The following is a 15,456-nucleotide window of genomic DNA, read 5'->3' as shown; positions in this document are numbered from 1 at the left end:
TTACTGTTGATTCGCTCTAAAAAGAGCAAACACCCTGCTTATAATAAGAGAAACACAATCATGAAGCGCTCAATCACTCGCTTATTAATGGCGCCATCCGTCATCATGCTATTGGTTTGGATGATTATCCCCTTATCCATGACCATTTATTTTTCCACCATACGGTACAATTTATTGTACCCTGGCCAAAATAACTTTGTCGGTTGGATGAATTTTGAGTTTTTCATCACCGATCCTGGCTTTATTCCTGCCGTTTCAAATACGTTGATACTGCTACTGTCCGTGTTGATCATCACGGTTGTATTGGGCGTGATGCTATCTGCCTTGATTGACAAACCTTTTTTTGGTCAAGGTATTGTCCGTGTATTGCTCATTTCACCTTTTTTTATCATGCCAACGGTCAATGCCCTTATTTGGAAAAACATGATGATGAATCCTGTGTATGGCATTTTTGCATGGATTTCTGAATCACTGGGTTTTGAACCTATCGATTGGCTCTCTAGCTATCCTTTGGCGTCCATTATCATGATGGTCAGTTGGCAATGGCTGCCTTTTGCCATACTGGTGTTTGTTACCGCCCTACAGTCGCAAGATACTGAACAAAAAGAAGCCGCTCAAATGGATGGAGCAACAGGTTGGCATATCTTCCGCTACCTCACCATTCCTCATCTTGCACGCCCTATTGCCGTGGTCGTGATGATAGAAACCATTTTCTTATTGGCCGTTTTTGCTGAAATCTTCGTTTCTACTGGTGGTGGCCAGGTTATGACAGTACCAACTTAGCCTATCTGATTTATAACCAAGCGCTTCTTCAATATGACGTTGGCGTCGCCTCAGCGGGTGGTTTGTTTGCCGTAATACTTGCCAATATCGTGGCCTTTTTCCTAATTCGTGCCGTCGGCAAAAACCTAACGGTGTGAGGTAAAAACAATGACTCTTAATCAACAACGCAAACTCAAAACCATTCTGACTGGCTTATTCGCATGGACGGTCGCTTTGGTTCTATTTTTCCCGATTTTTTGGATGTTTATCACGTCATTTAAAACGGAATTACAGGCTATTTCAGTACCGCCCTCACTATTTTTTGAACCCACGCTGGAAAACTTCAGAATCGTTCAAGAGCGCAGTGACTACATTCACCACGCTTGGAACTCGGTCGTTACTTCCTTTGGTTCCACTATTATTGCGCTGATCATTGCCATTCCTGCGGCCTACTCAATGGCGTTTTTCCAGGAAAACGTACGAAAGACATTCTGCTTTGGATGCTCTCTACAAAAATGCTACCAGCGGTTGGCGTACTCGTTCCGATTTATATCCTGTGCAGAGACTATGGATTATTGGATTCTAAAACGGCTCTAGTGGTCATTTTCACTCTGATGAATTTGCCTATTATCGTGTGGATGTTGTTTTCCTACTTCAAAGATTTACCAAAAGAAATCCTCGAAGCCGCGCGAATGGACGGTGCCACGCCTTGGGATGAAGTGGTCAAAGTGGTACTGCCGCTTTCTGTTGGTGCCATTTCGTCGACTGCTCTTTTATCTATCGTACTGTGTTGGAACGAGGCTTTTTGGTCTCTCAACTTGACTGCATCTGATGCCGCACCATTGACCGCGATGATCGCCTCTTACTCAAGCCCTGAAGGTCTGTTTTGGGCGAAGTTATCAGCCGCATCCACTCTAGCTTGCGCGCCAATCGTTATATTCGGTTGGTTCTGTCAAAAACAATTGGTCCAAGGCTTAACGTTCGGCGCCGTAAAATAATTATTAGGAAGTCTTTTTTATGTCTTACTTAACCATCACTGATCTGCAAAAACACTATGACAGCTACCACGCATTGCGTGGCATCAACCTCACTATTACGGAGGGGGAATTCGTCGTCTTCGTTGGCCCATCAGGCTGCGGCAAGTCAACCTTGCTACGAACCATTGCCGGTCTTGAATCCAGCACGGGCGGCAACATTGAACTAGACGGCAGAGACATTACCGAGGTGGCATCATCTAAACGTGACCTTGCTATGGTGTTTCAATCCTACGCGCTTTATCCACACATGACGGTGGCAGACAACCTTTCCTTTGCGCTTCGACTCGCCAAAGTATCTGACGCTGAAATCAAAGAAAAAGTACGTTCAGTGTCGGCTTCATTGCAACTTGATGCCTTATTAGAACGCAAGCCAAAAGAACTATCCGGTGGACAGCGTCAACGGGTAGCGATTGGTCGCGCTATTGTGCGCCAACCAAAAGTCTTCTTATTTGATGAGCCGCTGTCCAACCTCGACGCTGCTCTTCGCGTACAAATGCGCTTGGAGTTAGCTCGTCTGCATAAGAAGCTTGGCACCACCATGATTTATGTCACCCACGACCAGGTTGAAGCCATGACATTGGCAGATCGAGTGGTTATTTTGAATGCAGGCCAAATAGAGCAAGTCGGTACGCCGCTTGAACTTTACCGCCAGCCAAACAGCCGCTTTGTGGCTGAGTTTATTGGCACGCCTAAAATGAACCTGATCCCAGCAAATAAAATAGTCCGTCACGAAGACAACCTAGCGATTGACTTGCTTGGCCAGCAGATTATTTTCCCAGTGAATCGTCTAAAGGGCCGCTGCCTAAAAGTGCCATCGTCGGCATTCGCCCTGAACATATGACACTGGTCCAAGAAGGTGGTGACTTATCCGGTCGCATTGAATTGGTTGAACATCTCGGTTCTGAAGCTTACGCACACCTACAGTTGTCTAGTGATCAAACCATTATCATCAAAGCACCCGCTCGTACTGCGCTGAAGGATGGCCAAGTCGTCAACATCAAAATTGATATGTCAGAAGTCATTTTGTTTAACGAAAACGATCGTGTGATTTCTGTCATTCCGGAGGAAGTATAATATGAGTAATTTCTTGCAGGCTTCATCCAACATGGAGCAGCTTTCTGTTCAGAATTATGCGAAAGACGCTATTCAAGCAGGTATCGTACATTTAGGTGTAGGCGCGTTCCATCGTGCTCACCAAGCCGTCTACATTGATCGATTATTGGCGCATGACGCACAGCAAAAATGGGGCATAATTGGGGTTAATATTCGCCCACAAGACAGCCAAGCCTTTGCTCGTTTTATTGAGCAAAAAGGGGAATATGTTTTAAAAACCATGGCCGCCGATGGCGAAACAAATTACGAGCATATTCGCTCAATTGTCGAGCAGATTGATGGCGCAAGTGCGCCTGAAAAAGTCGATGCAGCAATTGCCGATGCGAACATCCAGCTCGTCACGTCAACAGTGACAGAAGGTGGCTATTACCTTGATGAAAAACGTCGCTTGATGCTTGAACATCCAGCGATTAAGGCCGACGTTGAGGGTGCTCGCAATACGCTTTATGCTTTTTTGTATGCGGGACTAAAACGGCGTAGCGAAACATCCAACGCCAAAATCACTTTATTGTGCTGCGACAACCTTCGCCATAATGGTGAATTGCTAAAAACGGGTCTCATGCAATTTTTGGCAGCCAAAGAAGACACTAAACTCGCTCATTGGGTTGAGGAAAACGTATCTTTCCCATGTTCTATGGTGGATCGAATCACGCCAAAGCCAAGTCAACAACATGTCGATGATGTTCGTGCCCGCTTTGGTGTCGATGACCAGATGACGGTGATGGGTGAAGATTTTATTCAATGGGTGGTAGAAGATAATTTTGCTGGTACAAAACCGGCCCTTGATCTGGTTGGCGTACAATTTGTAAAAGACGTTGTGCCCTTTGAAGAAGCGAAGATTCGCATTCTGAACGCTGGCCATACTTGTGTGACTTATCAAGCGGCGTTAAAAGGTCTCACCTATTTTGATGAGGCCATGCGTGATCCTGAGTTAAATCAGTATTTTAGCGACTTCATTTTGCAGGATTCCATTCCGGCGATTGGGGATTCTGTGGTGAATCTAGAAGCTTACTTTGACATTATTGCCAGACGTTTTAGCAATGCCAATATTGGTGATACTGTTGAACGTATCTGCACGGATGGCTATGCTAAATTCCCGATTTTTGTCTTTCCAACATTAGAAGGAATCTATCGCAAAGGCGGTACACCCAACAAAACACTTGAAGGCATTGCCAGCTGGTTCACCTTCATACACCTTTCCAATCAAGGTAAAGTCAGTACGCCTTACCATGAACCAAACAAAGCCTCTCTTGCGGCTTTTAGCCATGATGCTGCGGGTATACACGCTTTTACAACGGACCGTTATTTATGGGGCAATCTGCCAACAGAATTCCCTGATTTTGTTGCACAGCTCGCCAACGCCATTCAAACAAGTATGGCAAAGTATGTCTAAATCGTTGTAATCTCATTCAGGCACATAAGGGGCGACATTTTGTTCTATCCCTTGTTTGCCTGAACCATTGTTGTGAAAAATAAGAATATAGAGCATAGCGTAGACAAGAGAAAGATCGTCCTATATCTGTCCCATAGCGCTGCTCAAGCGAGAAGATTATGCCGAACACCGCCAAACGCATTACCCCTGAATACGAGATTGTCGAAGACAACGAAACGATTCGATATTTGGAACATGGTTACCCAAGTGACCTTATTCGCTGGCACGCCCATGACGACTACGAATTACATTTTATTGTCGCCACCTCGGGCAAAGTATTTGTGGGAGACTACATTGGCAATTACTCTCCGGGCCAACTCATCTTAACTGGCCCTCGACTTCCCCATAATTGGCTTTGTCAAAATGATCAAGAAGCCATTCAATTAAGAGATATGGTGATTCGTTTTGATCATGAATCTTTTTCTAATGGCATGAAAATCATACCAGAACTTGCTGAAATTCTGCCGATGCTAGCAAGAGCCAAATCGGGTATCGAATTTTTTGATTTAGACCCTGAATATCTCAAAGATGTTTTCCAAAAAGTTCGCGACTCCAGTGGGTTATCACGACTTATTCTTTCGCTTCCTCTACTGCAAAAGCTAGCCCAAAGCCGAAATTATCGCTTACTATCAACGGTACAAATTGATTTAAAATCGAGCGAATTGCTACAACGAAAAATCAATACCGTGGTGGATTATGTATCACAAAATTACAGTCAAGATATCACACTGTCCAGTGTCGCGAGTTTAATTGGTATGTCTGATAGCCATTTTTCACGTTTTTTCAAAAAGGCCACTGGCAATCGTTTTATTGAATTTGTCAATCGTGTGCGAGTCAGTCGTGCGTGCAGCTTGCTTACCGAAACGGATCAGCAAATTGCGACAATTTGCTTCCAAGTGGGCTTTAACAATGTCGCCAACTTTAATCGCCGGTTTCATGAGTTAAAAGGCGTCACCCCCCGAGATTTCCGTACCCAAAGCAACATTCATATTGACGGTATCTTGCCGTTATCCTAATGACCTCAATGAATCAATGTGCCGCTAAAAACCATAATGGTAGCGGCACATTCTTTTGACTAAATAGACAAGGTTGCCAGCCTCTCGTTTAAGCCCTTAGTTGCATGATAGAGAGATTGGTACAAGGCGTATTTATCACCATAATACGACCTCAAACTTGCGTCGGGTTCGTGTACTTCTAATACCTCTGGCATTGTGCAATATTGCGAGATCAAAGACTCTATATTCAGCCCTAGGCTTTGCTGCTCTCCTAAAAGAGCCAAGCGCGCCGCCCCCAAACCGGGTCCAACATCACCACCGTCCCGATAAATAAGACGTTTATTTAATACACTGGCAATAATTTGGCGCCACATGGCAGAGCGCGCACCGCCACCGATTAATGAAAGTTCATCAACCATACTTCCTGCGCTGCTCAAGGCATTTTGACAATCTAAAAGAGAAAACGCGACGCCTTCCAATATGGCTAACGTCATGTCTTCCACACGAGTCGTATTGCTCAAACCAATAAACTGACCATTCGCCTGTGGGTCATTGTGAGGGGTACGCTCACCACTAAGGTAAGGTAAAAACAACACCTTGGTACGTTGCATATCACTGTCTTCAAGCGCATCTAGTAATTCGACTACCGTTTTATCCACCAGCTTCGCAAACCAAGCTAGAGAATTGGCTGCGCTCAACGTAACGCCCATTTGATGCCAGCGATCTGGCAAGGCGTGACAAAAAGCATGCACAGTATTTTGTGGATTGGCTTTATGTGACTCACTGACAGTGAAATACACACCAGAGGTACCAAGAGAAATAAAACCTTGACCGGAATCGGTGACTCCCATTCCGACCGCCCCTGCCGCGTTATCACCAGCACCGGCCACAACAGGTAATCGTGGAAGTCCTAACTCTTGAGCAATCGTGTCAGACAAAGCACCTATAACATCACAGCCTTCGTACACTTTTGGCATATTGTCCTGACTCAAGCCTGTCGCGCCCAATAGAACATCATCCCATTGACGCGTTTGCGGATTTAACCAAAGTGTTCCAGCGGCATCGGAACAATCCGACGACATGACCCCAGTCAATCGATACGCTAAATAATCTTTGGGGAGTAGCACATACGCCAACTTAGCAAATATATCGAGCTTCGTTTTCTTGCACCCAGCGTATTTTAGGTGCAGTAAAGCCCGGCATATAAAGGTTGCCAGAACGTTCAATCAAATCTGGAAATTCCGCCATCAAGGCTTCGCACTGCGCTTGACTCCGGCCATCGTTCCACAAAATACAAGGTCGTAATACATCACCGTCTGCATCAAGCAGCGTAGCACCATGCATTTGCCCAGATAGCCCTATGGCTTTTAATTTGCTTACATCCAAACGCTGTTGCAATCGCTGAATGACATCAATGCAAGCTTGCCACCATGATTCAGGGTCTTGCTCAGACCAGGTTGCATGGGGAGAACTTACGGTGAGCGATACGGACTCCTGCACCAACACATTACCCTTGTCGTCGATAACGACACCCTTTAACCCAGAGGTTCCAAGATCAAGACCTAAATACATTTTGTTACTCTTCTTCATCGAAAGTGGTGTTTTGTTTTTATTCTTGTATGGCATGCTACGCCATTCAATACATACATTTGATACTCGAAAGAATAGGGAAAAGAGTCAATAAAATTATGAAAATTGGCACTTTTAGTACATATAGAGCATAAAAATCGTTAGTTTTTCTTGTACTAAATCTCATCGACATGCAGACATTTACTATAAATAATAGTCCGTTCGTTCGAAACGCCCTAACCATATAAAGCTCATAAAGTGGATGCAATGCCGTTGTTAAATGATTTTTTCATCACTCATACAGATAACACTTACCTAGTGGTAGGCGAATATAATTATCTGCTAGTCATACTTTCTATTTTTCTCGCAACGGTAGCGTCCTTTTTCGCTCTGCATTTTGCGTCCATTGCGCAACATATTGTTATAGAAAAATACAAAAATATCGCGCTTGTCTCTGGTTCTTTCATCATGGCAGGCGGTATTTGGAGTATGCATTTTGTCGGCATGCTGGCATTTAATATGGGACATGGAATCTCTTATGATCCATTGTTAACAGCCTTCTCTCTGTTACCCGCTATTTTAGCGTCTTACTTCACTCTGAAACGGTTAATTAAAAGTGACCTAAGTACTTGGCAACTGCTCGTTAATGGTCTGCTTGTCGGTGGTGGGATTGGCGCAATGCATTATATTGGCATGGCAGCGATGAAAATGGATGTTGAACTAAAATATGATCCAGCGTGGTTCTTAATATCGCTAGTCATTGCTGTTGCTCTCGCTTTTATTGCCTTATCGACTCACTACTATATCAGAAAAGTTTGGGCTAATTTGAGTACTAAATGGGTCAGCTGTATCAGCGCGCTCATTATGGGAGCCGCTATTTCTGGTATGCATTATGCGAGTATGGCAGGAGCGAGGTTCATTTCCCTCGGTGAAACCGGAATGCATCACATACAAGACGATTCTAATGATGAACTTTCGTTCGTTGTGGCAATCATCACTTTATTACTATCAATTCTAGCGGCTAACATCGCTTCGCAATTACGTTATCGCCAACTGTTATTGGAAAAGACAGCAAGTGAAGTTAGATTAAAAACAACCTTAGATACAGCCGTTGACGGCATTATTACTATAGACTGTCACGGCATAATTCGCGAATTCAACAAAGCTGCCTCTGTCATTTTTGGCTGGCAAGAAGAAGAAATTATTAATCAGCATTTTGGCTCTTTATTTCCTCAAAAATACGCTGACGAATTCGATCACTTTCTAGCCACATTTCGCAATACTGGAGAAGTGGCAATAGCGGGAACGGATAGAGAAATTCATGCAGTAAATAGAAATGGACATATTTTCCCTATTAGATTGGGAGTTGGAAGAGTTGATATTCCTAGCGGTGACACATTGTTTGTTGGTTTTATTACTGATATTTCTGCTCGAAAATCACTTGAAGAGTCCATCAAAAAAAGTGAAAAACAATACAGCTCTTTAATCAGGAACATCCACGAGTGCTTCTTTTCGCTGTTTAATGGACGAACACTGGACAACTCTTTTTGTGAGTGAGGCTATTTACGATGTGACTGGATGGGGAACAAGTGAGTTTTATAACAAAGCAGTCTCATTTGCAAAGCTCGTTCATCCTGATGATGTAAAATACGTTTCTTTCACCATAAATGAAGCAACTAAAACGCGTAAAAGTTATAAATTAGAATATCGTTTAAGACACAAAGAGGGCCATTATGTTTGGGTTTTAGAAAACGGTTCAGTCATTCTAGACCAACACGGTAATCCAGAATGGATTGATGGCGTTATTTTGGATATTTCACAACGTGTTAAAATGGAAAATGAGTTGCGTTATGCAAAGGCAAAAGCAGAGGCATCCGCTGAGAGTAAAGCATCATTCTTAGCCAATATGAGTCATGAAATCCGCACCCCAATGAACGCTATTATTGGTTTTTCAGATATTTTATTAGAGGCCGACGTCTCCAATGAAAACAAAAAACATTTGGCAACGATTAACAAATCTGCCCGCTCTTTATTACACCTGTTAAACGACATACTAGACAGTGCAAAGCTTGACAAAAATAAACTCGAGCTGGACATGCAGGTGTTTGTACTTGAAAACATGGTAGATACGGTTATCTCAACCCTATGGTTACAAGCCAAAAGCAAAGGTCTTGAACTCAGTTTTACCGTAGAGCCGCGTGCTGCTTGTGCTTACCTAGGCGCAGAAGATCGCATACGCCAAGTGTTAATGAATATTTTAGGAAACGCCATAAAATTCACCGAAAAAGGCAGTGTGACCTTAACAGTATCTAAACGAGATGAAGAAAACCAAGTACGCTTTTTGGTGAAAGACACAGGCATAGGCATTCCCAAAGAAAGATTAGAAACTATTTTTGAGTACCTTCACACAAGCCGACGCCTCCATGAGCAGGCGCTTTGGTGGAACAGGGCTAGGCACCAGCATTTCCAAACAGCTAGTAACCTTGATGGGTGGTGACATTCATGTCGATAGCGAAGTGGGTGTTGGTAGCTGTTTCTATTTTGATCTACCTCTCACTGAGTCAGAAATTCCTTCTTCGAGAGATGACACAAGCATATTCCCCACCCTTGCTCCTAGAAAAGTACTTCTCGCCGATGATATAGAGCAAAACCTTACGTTGCTTTCCTTACTATTAAAGCGACAAGGCCATACCATTTTTTTAGCAAAAGACGGCATAGAAGCCATTGAGCAATTCAAAAAAATACAACCTGACATTATTTTGATGGACATTCAAATGCCAAATATGGATGGGTTGACTGCTACCGAAGAAATTCGACGCTACGAAGCGGAAAAGCAGCTCAGTCGTACCCCTATTATTGCACTAACTGCCAGTGTACTGGTTGAAGATAGGCTAGAAGCTCGACAAGTCGGAATGGATGGGTTCGCTAACAAACCTATCGACATTAAAGCCCTGATAATTGAAATGGCACACGCACTCGAACCCAGTTTGAAAATAGCTAAACAAGCCAACCTTAACCACCAACAAACTCGCGATGAAAACAAACAAATCCACCTTTATAAAGGTCTCTCACTGTGGGGAGACTTAACAACGTATGCCTCTGAATTATCAACATTTGCCACTCAACATGCGCACTTAACCGATCGATTATCAGCACTTTTGGAAGAGCAAAAGTATAAAGAAATCAATGAATTGGCTCATGCTATAAAAGGCACATCAGGCAACCTTGCGCTCTTGGATATCTCTAACTGGATGATGACAATAGAACGGGCAGCACAAATAGAAAGTCATGACCAGTGCTTGAAAAGCGTGCAGGTATTGGCCTCATTATTGACTCGTTTTTTTGACGAACTCAAACAGTTAACACAAAAGGTCCATGCTAATATTGATAGCCAACACATAGAAATACATTCAGACCTCCCCAACATGCCTCTAAAACCTTTGCTTGATACTTTAATGCTTTCTTCAAATTCAGGAGAAGTAGACGACGAAAACATAGATCTACTCATTCGACATGCGCCACATCACATGAAAAGACAAGCAATTGAAGTTAGCGAGGCAATCGCTAACTTTGATTTTAACTACGCCACGCAGCTTTTAACTGATATAAAAAACTCTCTACCACAAGAGGCTGATCTATGAGAATTGGTCGCAAGCAATCTCCTCGGATACTATTGGTTGACGATGAAGCTCCACAAACTTAAGAGTATTACGCCAAGTGCTGCAAGCAGAGGACTATCGTTTATCTTTTGCTCGATCAGGCACTGACGCCTTAACATTGATTGCCAAGGAATCCGTTGATCTCATCTTGCTTGATGTCATGATGCCAGATATGACAGGCTTAGAGGTTTGCGAACGCCTAAAACAAAATTCAGCCACGGCACATATTCCTGTCATTTTTGTAACTGCATTAAAAGACAGCACTGATGAAGCAAAAGGCTTCGAAATTGGCGCGGTTGATTACATTATTAAACCTATCGTACCCGCGATTGTTTTGGCCCGAGTAAAAACACACTTATCCCTAATCAAAGCTGACGAACTACGTGCGACTCACGTAGATTTAATACAAAGATTAGGAAGAGCCGCCGAATACAAAGACAATGAAACAGGCATGCATGTACAGCGCATGAGCCGCTATGCCAAAATAATTGCGCTCGCGTACGGATTTTGTGAAGAATCCGCAGACGATTTAATGATGGCCGCCCCAATGCACGATATTGGCAAAATAGGCATTCCAGACAATATATTGCTAAAGCCAGGCAAGCTCACTACTGAGGAATACGAAGTAATGAAAGGCCATGCTCAAATAGGTGGTGAGATTCTTTCTAACCCTAGCTCATATCTGATTGAGCTAGCACATTCTGTGGCCATGACACACCATGAGAAATGGGATGGAACAGGTTACCCAAATGGCTTATCTGGCGAAGAAATCCCTATAGAAGGCCGTATCATTGCTTTAGTTGATGTATTTGATGCATTGACCAGCGCACGGCCTTATAAAAAAGCTTGGCCTACTGAAGAGGCCATTAATTACATCACGGAGCAAAGTGGAAAACACTTTGATCCAGACCTAGTACCACTGCTCCAACAAGAGCTACCAAAGTTGCTCGAAATACGAGACCTATTTGCAGAGCGTTAGCGAATGATAAAATCATTATCATTTAGCATTGAAAAGAAAAAAACAATCACTACTCATAGGGTATTCATGCAGAGTAACTGCAACCTATTTGTTATGGAAAAATGTTATGGACTCGCTTTACGAGATAATAGATTCAACACTACAGACTAAAAATATCGTCGCAAAACAACACGACATCGGTGTGTTGCGCGTGAGTGGCATGGACGCCAAAAAACTTCTACAAGGACAAACTACCTGCGATATAACAAAGCTGTCTGCAGAAAATGGATTATACGGTGCGATATGCAGCATCAAAGGACGCATTATCAGCAACTTTTATATCGTTCAGAACAACGACGATGTGCTGATGATAATGGCAAAAGATCTGGTCGAAAAAACCTTGCTACATTTAAAGAAATACGCAGTGTTTTTCAAAACTGAGCTGGTCGATGAGCAGGATAACGTTAAAGTTTACAAAAAGTTAGCTGCAAAAAACTGCGAAGCAGACTCGAATGTGGCATCCAATATTTTCGCAACCACTCATGACAATGAAACGATCACATTGACGATTGGCCATGAGCCATTAGAAGTTCAACTTCTGATCACCTCAGCCAAAACAGACATCGAAGAAAAGCACCAAGACTTATCCGCCTTGGCGATACTTACTGCCCGCCCACTGATTAGCCTTGAGCAGAGCGAAACGATTTTACCTCAGTGGCTTAACATGCAAAGTACAGGAGGCATCAGCTTCACAAAAGGCTGCTACACAGGGCAAGAAATCGTTGCTCGTATGCAATATAAGGGCAAATCGAAGAAGCAGCTCGCATTAGTGACGTGGCACGGAAATCTAGACCAAACACAAGCTATTGTCGATGAGCAAGCCAAGAACATAGGTCAGCTATTCTTTGTCACTCAGATTAAAGACACATATTATGCGCAAATTATTTTGAACATCGATCCAAGCGAAGTAGAGCTTCCTTCTTTTGGATGGCAAAGAATTAACACTATTGCCACTTCCCTACTCACTTGATATCAAAAAATAATCAGGATTGTTGAGCGGTGTTATAGCACGAAACAGGCGTTATAACACGAGCTTAAAAAGGCAAACCAATCTGTATGCTTTCATCAGAACCGAGAGCACTCACTATCGGCTTTAATTCCCAATTGACAGGCTTTTTCCCCAAAGAGGCTAGGTAGTTGTTGGCCTTGGAAAAGTGCTGACAACCTAGAAAACCTCGATAAGCCGACAACGGTGATGGGTGCACACTTTCCAACACGCAATGTATATCACGGTCAATGTGACGACCTTTTTTCTGCGCATAAGCCCCCCACAACATAAAAACGACGCCTTGATGCTCACTGTTGATCAGCTCGATGATTTTATCGGTAAATATTTCCCAACCTTTATTTTGATGAGAACCCGCTTTACTTGCCTCGACGGTCAATACACTATTGAGCAATAAGACACCTTGCTCCGCCCATTGCTGCAAAAAGCCATGTTGCGCGGGTGGAATTCTCAAATCCATCTCAAGCTCTTTATAAATATTGACTAACGAAGGTGGCACTTTAACATTGGGCTTTACTGAAAAAGACAAACCATGAGCTTGACCTTCTCCGTGATAGGGATCTTGGCCAAGAATCACCACGCGAACTTGTTCAAATGGGGTTTTGTTTAATGCTGTAAAACGCTCTATTTCAGCAGGATAGACCACTTTGCCATGCTCTTGCTCGGAAGCAAGAAACTGCTGTAAAGCAAGCATGTAGTCTTTATTAAATTCGTCAGCTAATCGTGCTTGCCAACTTGGAATTAACATCATTTTTTTACTCTTACCCTATAAAAGGTTATTCACTTGCTACGGTTTCCAAAAAAGGATTTAGCGACGGCATGGCTTTGAAATCCACGTAAAACGACCAAGCTTCAGGGTCATCAGGTGTGGTTAAATGCTTTAATAATAACCAGGTCATTTCTCGTAATGAATACGCTAAACTGTACCGAGTGATTTTCTCTAGAGTGGCTTCTTTATCAAGCGAACCATTGTAGCTTTCTATCAAATACACCTGTTGCTCAAAAGTTAAGTTATGGGAACGTGCCACCACAGCCAAATCAAATAAGGGGTCACCCATGCCAGTGTATTCCCAATCTATTAGCCATATAGTATCCTCATCTATTAAAACATTCTTCGGATTAAGGTCATTATGACAAACCACCGGAGTATAACTTGACTCCACGCGAGGTAAGTTCGCAAACACCCCTCGTAAATACAACAGCTCCCCTTGAATGTCAGGACGAATAGGCAAGAAAGATTCGATCGACTGCAGATAATGCGCTATCAGCTCATAAATACAAAAAGGATGATTCACTCTAGGCAGCGCATGCGCTTGCACTAAAGCATTAGCAATTCTCTTGATACTACTATTGGAATGTATAACATCCCAACTTAAGGAAGGTTGAACAACAAACTGGCAAGCAAATGCACCTTGCTCGTCATGCCAAAGAACAGGTGGAGAAATGCCTGCCTGCACTGCGCTCTGCAAAACAATCATTTCATTTTGTCTATTAATATTGAAAGCAAATTCATCTAGTCCTGGAATACGAAGAACCAAACGAGGTATCTGATGCCAATAAATCAAATACACCTTGTTTGAAAAGCCTTCCTCCAATAAAGTGACTTCAACCTCAGTGATGGCAGGTAATATGCCCGCCATTTTTACGAAATACTCAGATAGTACAGTCATTTTTCATCATTTTATTGCCAGAATTGTAAGTGGCTGTCAGAATGAACAACTGAACAATCCGAGTCAATAGACAACTTTGAAGCAGATCAATGAATAAACACGAAGACATTATTCGTAAAATACAAGAAAGACTAAGCACATTAAGCAAATCCGAGCGAAAAGTTGCGGAAGCCATTCTTGCCGACCCCAAAACGACCATCCACTCTAGTATTGCGAAACTTGCCGCCAGAGCCGAAGTCAGTGAACCAACCGTAAACCGTTTTTGTCGTAGCTTAATCGGCAGCGGTTTTCCTGATTTTAAAGTATCACTGGCTCAAAGCCTCGCTACTGGAACGCCCTATGTCAATTTAAACGTAGAGCCTGATGATGCACCCGGTGCCGTCACCGCTAAAATTTTTGAAGCCGCGAAAAACAATCTCACTCGCGCCCAAGAAATTTTACCTGAATCACTGATCAGCCGAGCTGTCGATGTATTGGCTCAAGCTCGGCGTATCGAGTTTTATGGTTTAGGCGCATCAGGGCCGGTTGCGAAAGATGCTCATCATAAATTCTTTCGTTTAAATATGCCTGTTGTCGCGTACACAGACATACTTGTACAGCGGATGGCTGCAGCAGGAGCCCATGCTGGCGATGCGATTGTCATCATTTCTTACACGGGGCGCACTTTGCCATTAATCGAGACCGCACGCGTTGCCAGAGCAACAGGAGCTTCTGTTATTGGCATTACCAATCCAGATTCGCCATTGACTGAGCATTGCTCTATTGTGCTGCCAATTGAAGAAACGGAAGATACGGATATTTATACGCCAATGAGTTCACGTATTGTCTATCTGACCCTAATTGACGCTCTGGCGACAGGTGTTCTATTAAAACGTGGACCAGAATTCAATGCGCACCTTAAAAAACTCAAACAAAGTGTGCAAGACACTCGCCTACCAAAAGTAGAAAAGAAGTAATGCCATAAAAACAGGTGTAAATTGCTCACCTGTTTTTTCTTTGCCTTCCGAATACTCAGCCCTTAAATAAATAAATATTTGAACTAATTGCCCATTTTGGCAGGAGCATCAGATTTTTTTGTAACTTTGTCCGAGAAATTTGAAAGATTATCCTGACACAGCCACTTAGAATCGCTCAAGGTCTTTGAATATGTCATAATGCGATCCATTCTCTTTACGAGAATCTGATTATTCTTACA

General features: G+C 43.1%; 14 protein-coding genes and 2 pseudogenes. 12 read left to right on the top strand and 4 right to left on the bottom strand.

What is annotated here, in order from left to right; genetic code table 11:
- Positions 1-60: 60 nt before the first annotated feature.
- The 6 genes and pseudogenes from ONZ52_RS20740 (at position 61) to ONZ52_RS20720 (ending at position 5,360) form a co-directional block, all read left to right on the top strand.
- Positions 61-920, top strand: a pseudogene (locus ONZ52_RS20740) (carbohydrate ABC transporter permease).
- A gap of 10 nt (positions 921-930) precedes the next feature.
- Positions 931-1,760: pseudogene (locus ONZ52_RS20735) on the top strand (carbohydrate ABC transporter permease).
- Between the two features lie 19 nt (positions 1,761-1,779).
- Positions 1,780-2,640: an ABC transporter ATP-binding protein gene (locus ONZ52_RS20730; RefSeq protein ID WP_428981193.1), complete on the top strand. Its 861-nt coding sequence runs from the start codon at positions 1,780-1,782 to the stop codon at positions 2,638-2,640.
- Entirely contained in the window at positions 2,637-2,873 is a 237-nt protein-coding gene (locus ONZ52_RS25500; RefSeq protein ID WP_428981192.1) for a TOBE domain-containing protein, read from the top strand. The genes ONZ52_RS20730 and ONZ52_RS25500 overlap by 4 nt, the downstream gene beginning before the upstream one ends.
- A 1-nt stretch (position 2,874) precedes the next feature.
- Positions 2,875-4,305, top strand: coding sequence for a mannitol dehydrogenase family protein (locus ONZ52_RS20725; RefSeq protein WP_265220549.1), 1,431 nt, complete (start codon positions 2,875-2,877; stop codon positions 4,303-4,305).
- Between the two features lie 158 nt (positions 4,306-4,463).
- On the top strand, positions 4,464-5,360 hold the full coding sequence (locus ONZ52_RS20720) for a helix-turn-helix domain-containing protein (protein ID WP_265220548.1): 897 nt from the start codon (positions 4,464-4,466) through the stop codon (positions 5,358-5,360).
- A gap of 59 nt (positions 5,361-5,419) precedes the next feature.
- Here the strand turns inward: ONZ52_RS20720 and ONZ52_RS20715 are convergent, their stop codons facing one another.
- The gene (locus ONZ52_RS20715; RefSeq protein ID WP_265220547.1) at positions 5,420-6,466 is read right to left on the bottom strand and encodes an FGGY-family carbohydrate kinase; all 1,047 of its coding nucleotides are present in this window, start codon (positions 6,464-6,466) and stop codon (positions 5,420-5,422) included.
- Between the two features lie 10 nt (positions 6,467-6,476).
- Positions 6,477-6,965: an FGGY family carbohydrate kinase gene (locus ONZ52_RS20710; RefSeq protein WP_265220546.1), complete on the bottom strand. Its 489-nt coding sequence runs from the start codon at positions 6,963-6,965 to the stop codon at positions 6,477-6,479.
- 210 nt (positions 6,966-7,175) lie between these two features.
- Between ONZ52_RS20710 and ONZ52_RS20705 the strand changes: the two genes are divergently transcribed.
- The 5 genes from ONZ52_RS20705 to ygfZ all read left to right on the top strand — a co-directional run bounded on the left by ONZ52_RS20705 (position 7,176) and on the right by ygfZ (position 12,555).
- Complete coding sequence (locus tag ONZ52_RS20705; protein ID WP_265220545.1) at positions 7,176-8,465, top strand: MHYT domain-containing protein; 1,290 nt, start codon at positions 7,176-7,178, stop codon at positions 8,463-8,465.
- A complete protein-coding gene (locus tag ONZ52_RS20700; protein WP_265220544.1) occupies positions 8,458-9,405 on the top strand; it encodes a sensor histidine kinase in 948 nt (315 codons plus the stop codon). The genes ONZ52_RS20705 and ONZ52_RS20700 overlap by 8 nt, the downstream gene beginning before the upstream one ends.
- Positions 9,302-10,549 (top strand): response regulator, encoded by a 1,248-nt coding sequence (locus ONZ52_RS20695; RefSeq protein ID WP_265220543.1) that lies wholly within the window; start codon positions 9,302-9,304, stop codon positions 10,547-10,549. Before ONZ52_RS20700 ends, ONZ52_RS20695 begins: the two co-directional genes overlap by 104 nt.
- Positions 10,550-10,625: 76 nt before the next feature.
- Positions 10,626-11,546, top strand: a complete 921-nt coding sequence (locus ONZ52_RS20690; RefSeq protein ID WP_265220542.1) for an HD domain-containing phosphohydrolase — start codon at positions 10,626-10,628, stop codon at positions 11,544-11,546.
- A gap of 106 nt (positions 11,547-11,652) precedes the next feature.
- Positions 11,653-12,555, top strand: a complete 903-nt coding sequence (ygfZ, locus tag ONZ52_RS20685) for a CAF17-like 4Fe-4S cluster assembly/insertion protein YgfZ (protein WP_265220541.1) — start codon at positions 11,653-11,655, stop codon at positions 12,553-12,555.
- Between the two features lie 64 nt (positions 12,556-12,619).
- On the opposite strand, the gene ung is transcribed toward ygfZ, so the two are convergent.
- On the bottom strand, positions 12,620-13,342 hold the full coding sequence (ung, locus tag ONZ52_RS20680) for a uracil-DNA glycosylase (protein WP_265220540.1): 723 nt from the start codon (positions 13,340-13,342) through the stop codon (positions 12,620-12,622).
- 25 nt (positions 13,343-13,367) lie between these two features.
- Positions 13,368-14,261: a choline/ethanolamine kinase family protein gene (locus tag ONZ52_RS20675; protein ID WP_265220539.1), complete on the bottom strand. Its 894-nt coding sequence runs from the start codon at positions 14,259-14,261 to the stop codon at positions 13,368-13,370.
- A gap of 89 nt (positions 14,262-14,350) precedes the next feature.
- Between ONZ52_RS20675 and hexR the strand changes: the two genes are divergently transcribed.
- The gene (hexR, locus tag ONZ52_RS20670) at positions 14,351-15,217 is read left to right on the top strand and encodes a transcriptional regulator HexR (RefSeq protein WP_111607872.1); all 867 of its coding nucleotides are present in this window, start codon (positions 14,351-14,353) and stop codon (positions 15,215-15,217) included.
- The last annotated feature ends 239 nt before the right edge of the window (positions 15,218-15,456 follow it).

Origin of the sequence: Marinomonas rhodophyticola (genome assembly GCF_026113935.1) — a bacterium.
In the GTDB taxonomy this organism is placed as follows: Bacteria; Pseudomonadota; Gammaproteobacteria; order Pseudomonadales; family Marinomonadaceae; genus Marinomonas; species Marinomonas rhodophyticola.
This window is presented reverse-complemented; position numbering and strand designations above follow the sequence as displayed.

Excerpts from the sequence above, each read along its gene's own strand:
- ONZ52_RS20730 (WP_428981193.1), top strand. The coding sequence starts at position 1,780 with ATGTCTTACTTAACCATCACTGATCTGCAAAAACACTATGACAGCTAC.
- ONZ52_RS25500 (WP_428981192.1), top strand. The coding sequence starts at position 2,637 with ATGACACTGGTCCAAGAAGGTGGTGACTTATCCGGTCGCATTGAATTG.
- ONZ52_RS20725 (WP_265220549.1), top strand. The coding sequence starts at position 2,875 with ATGAGTAATTTCTTGCAGGCTTCATCCAACATGGAGCAGCTTTCTGTT.
- ONZ52_RS20720 (WP_265220548.1), top strand. The coding sequence starts at position 4,464 with ATGCCGAACACCGCCAAACGCATTACCCCTGAATACGAGATTGTCGAA.
- ONZ52_RS20710 (WP_265220546.1), bottom strand. The coding sequence starts at position 6,965 with ATGCCATACAAGAATAAAAACAAAACACCACTTTCGATGAAGAAGAGT.
- ONZ52_RS20705 (WP_265220545.1), top strand. The coding sequence starts at position 7,176 with ATGCCGTTGTTAAATGATTTTTTCATCACTCATACAGATAACACTTAC.
- ygfZ (WP_265220541.1), top strand. The coding sequence starts at position 11,653 with ATGGACTCGCTTTACGAGATAATAGATTCAACACTACAGACTAAAAAT.
- ung (WP_265220540.1), bottom strand. The coding sequence starts at position 13,342 with ATGATGTTAATTCCAAGTTGGCAAGCACGATTAGCTGACGAATTTAAT.
- ONZ52_RS20675 (WP_265220539.1), bottom strand. The coding sequence starts at position 14,261 with ATGACTGTACTATCTGAGTATTTCGTAAAAATGGCGGGCATATTACCT.
- hexR (WP_111607872.1), top strand. The coding sequence starts at position 14,351 with ATGAATAAACACGAAGACATTATTCGTAAAATACAAGAAAGACTAAGC.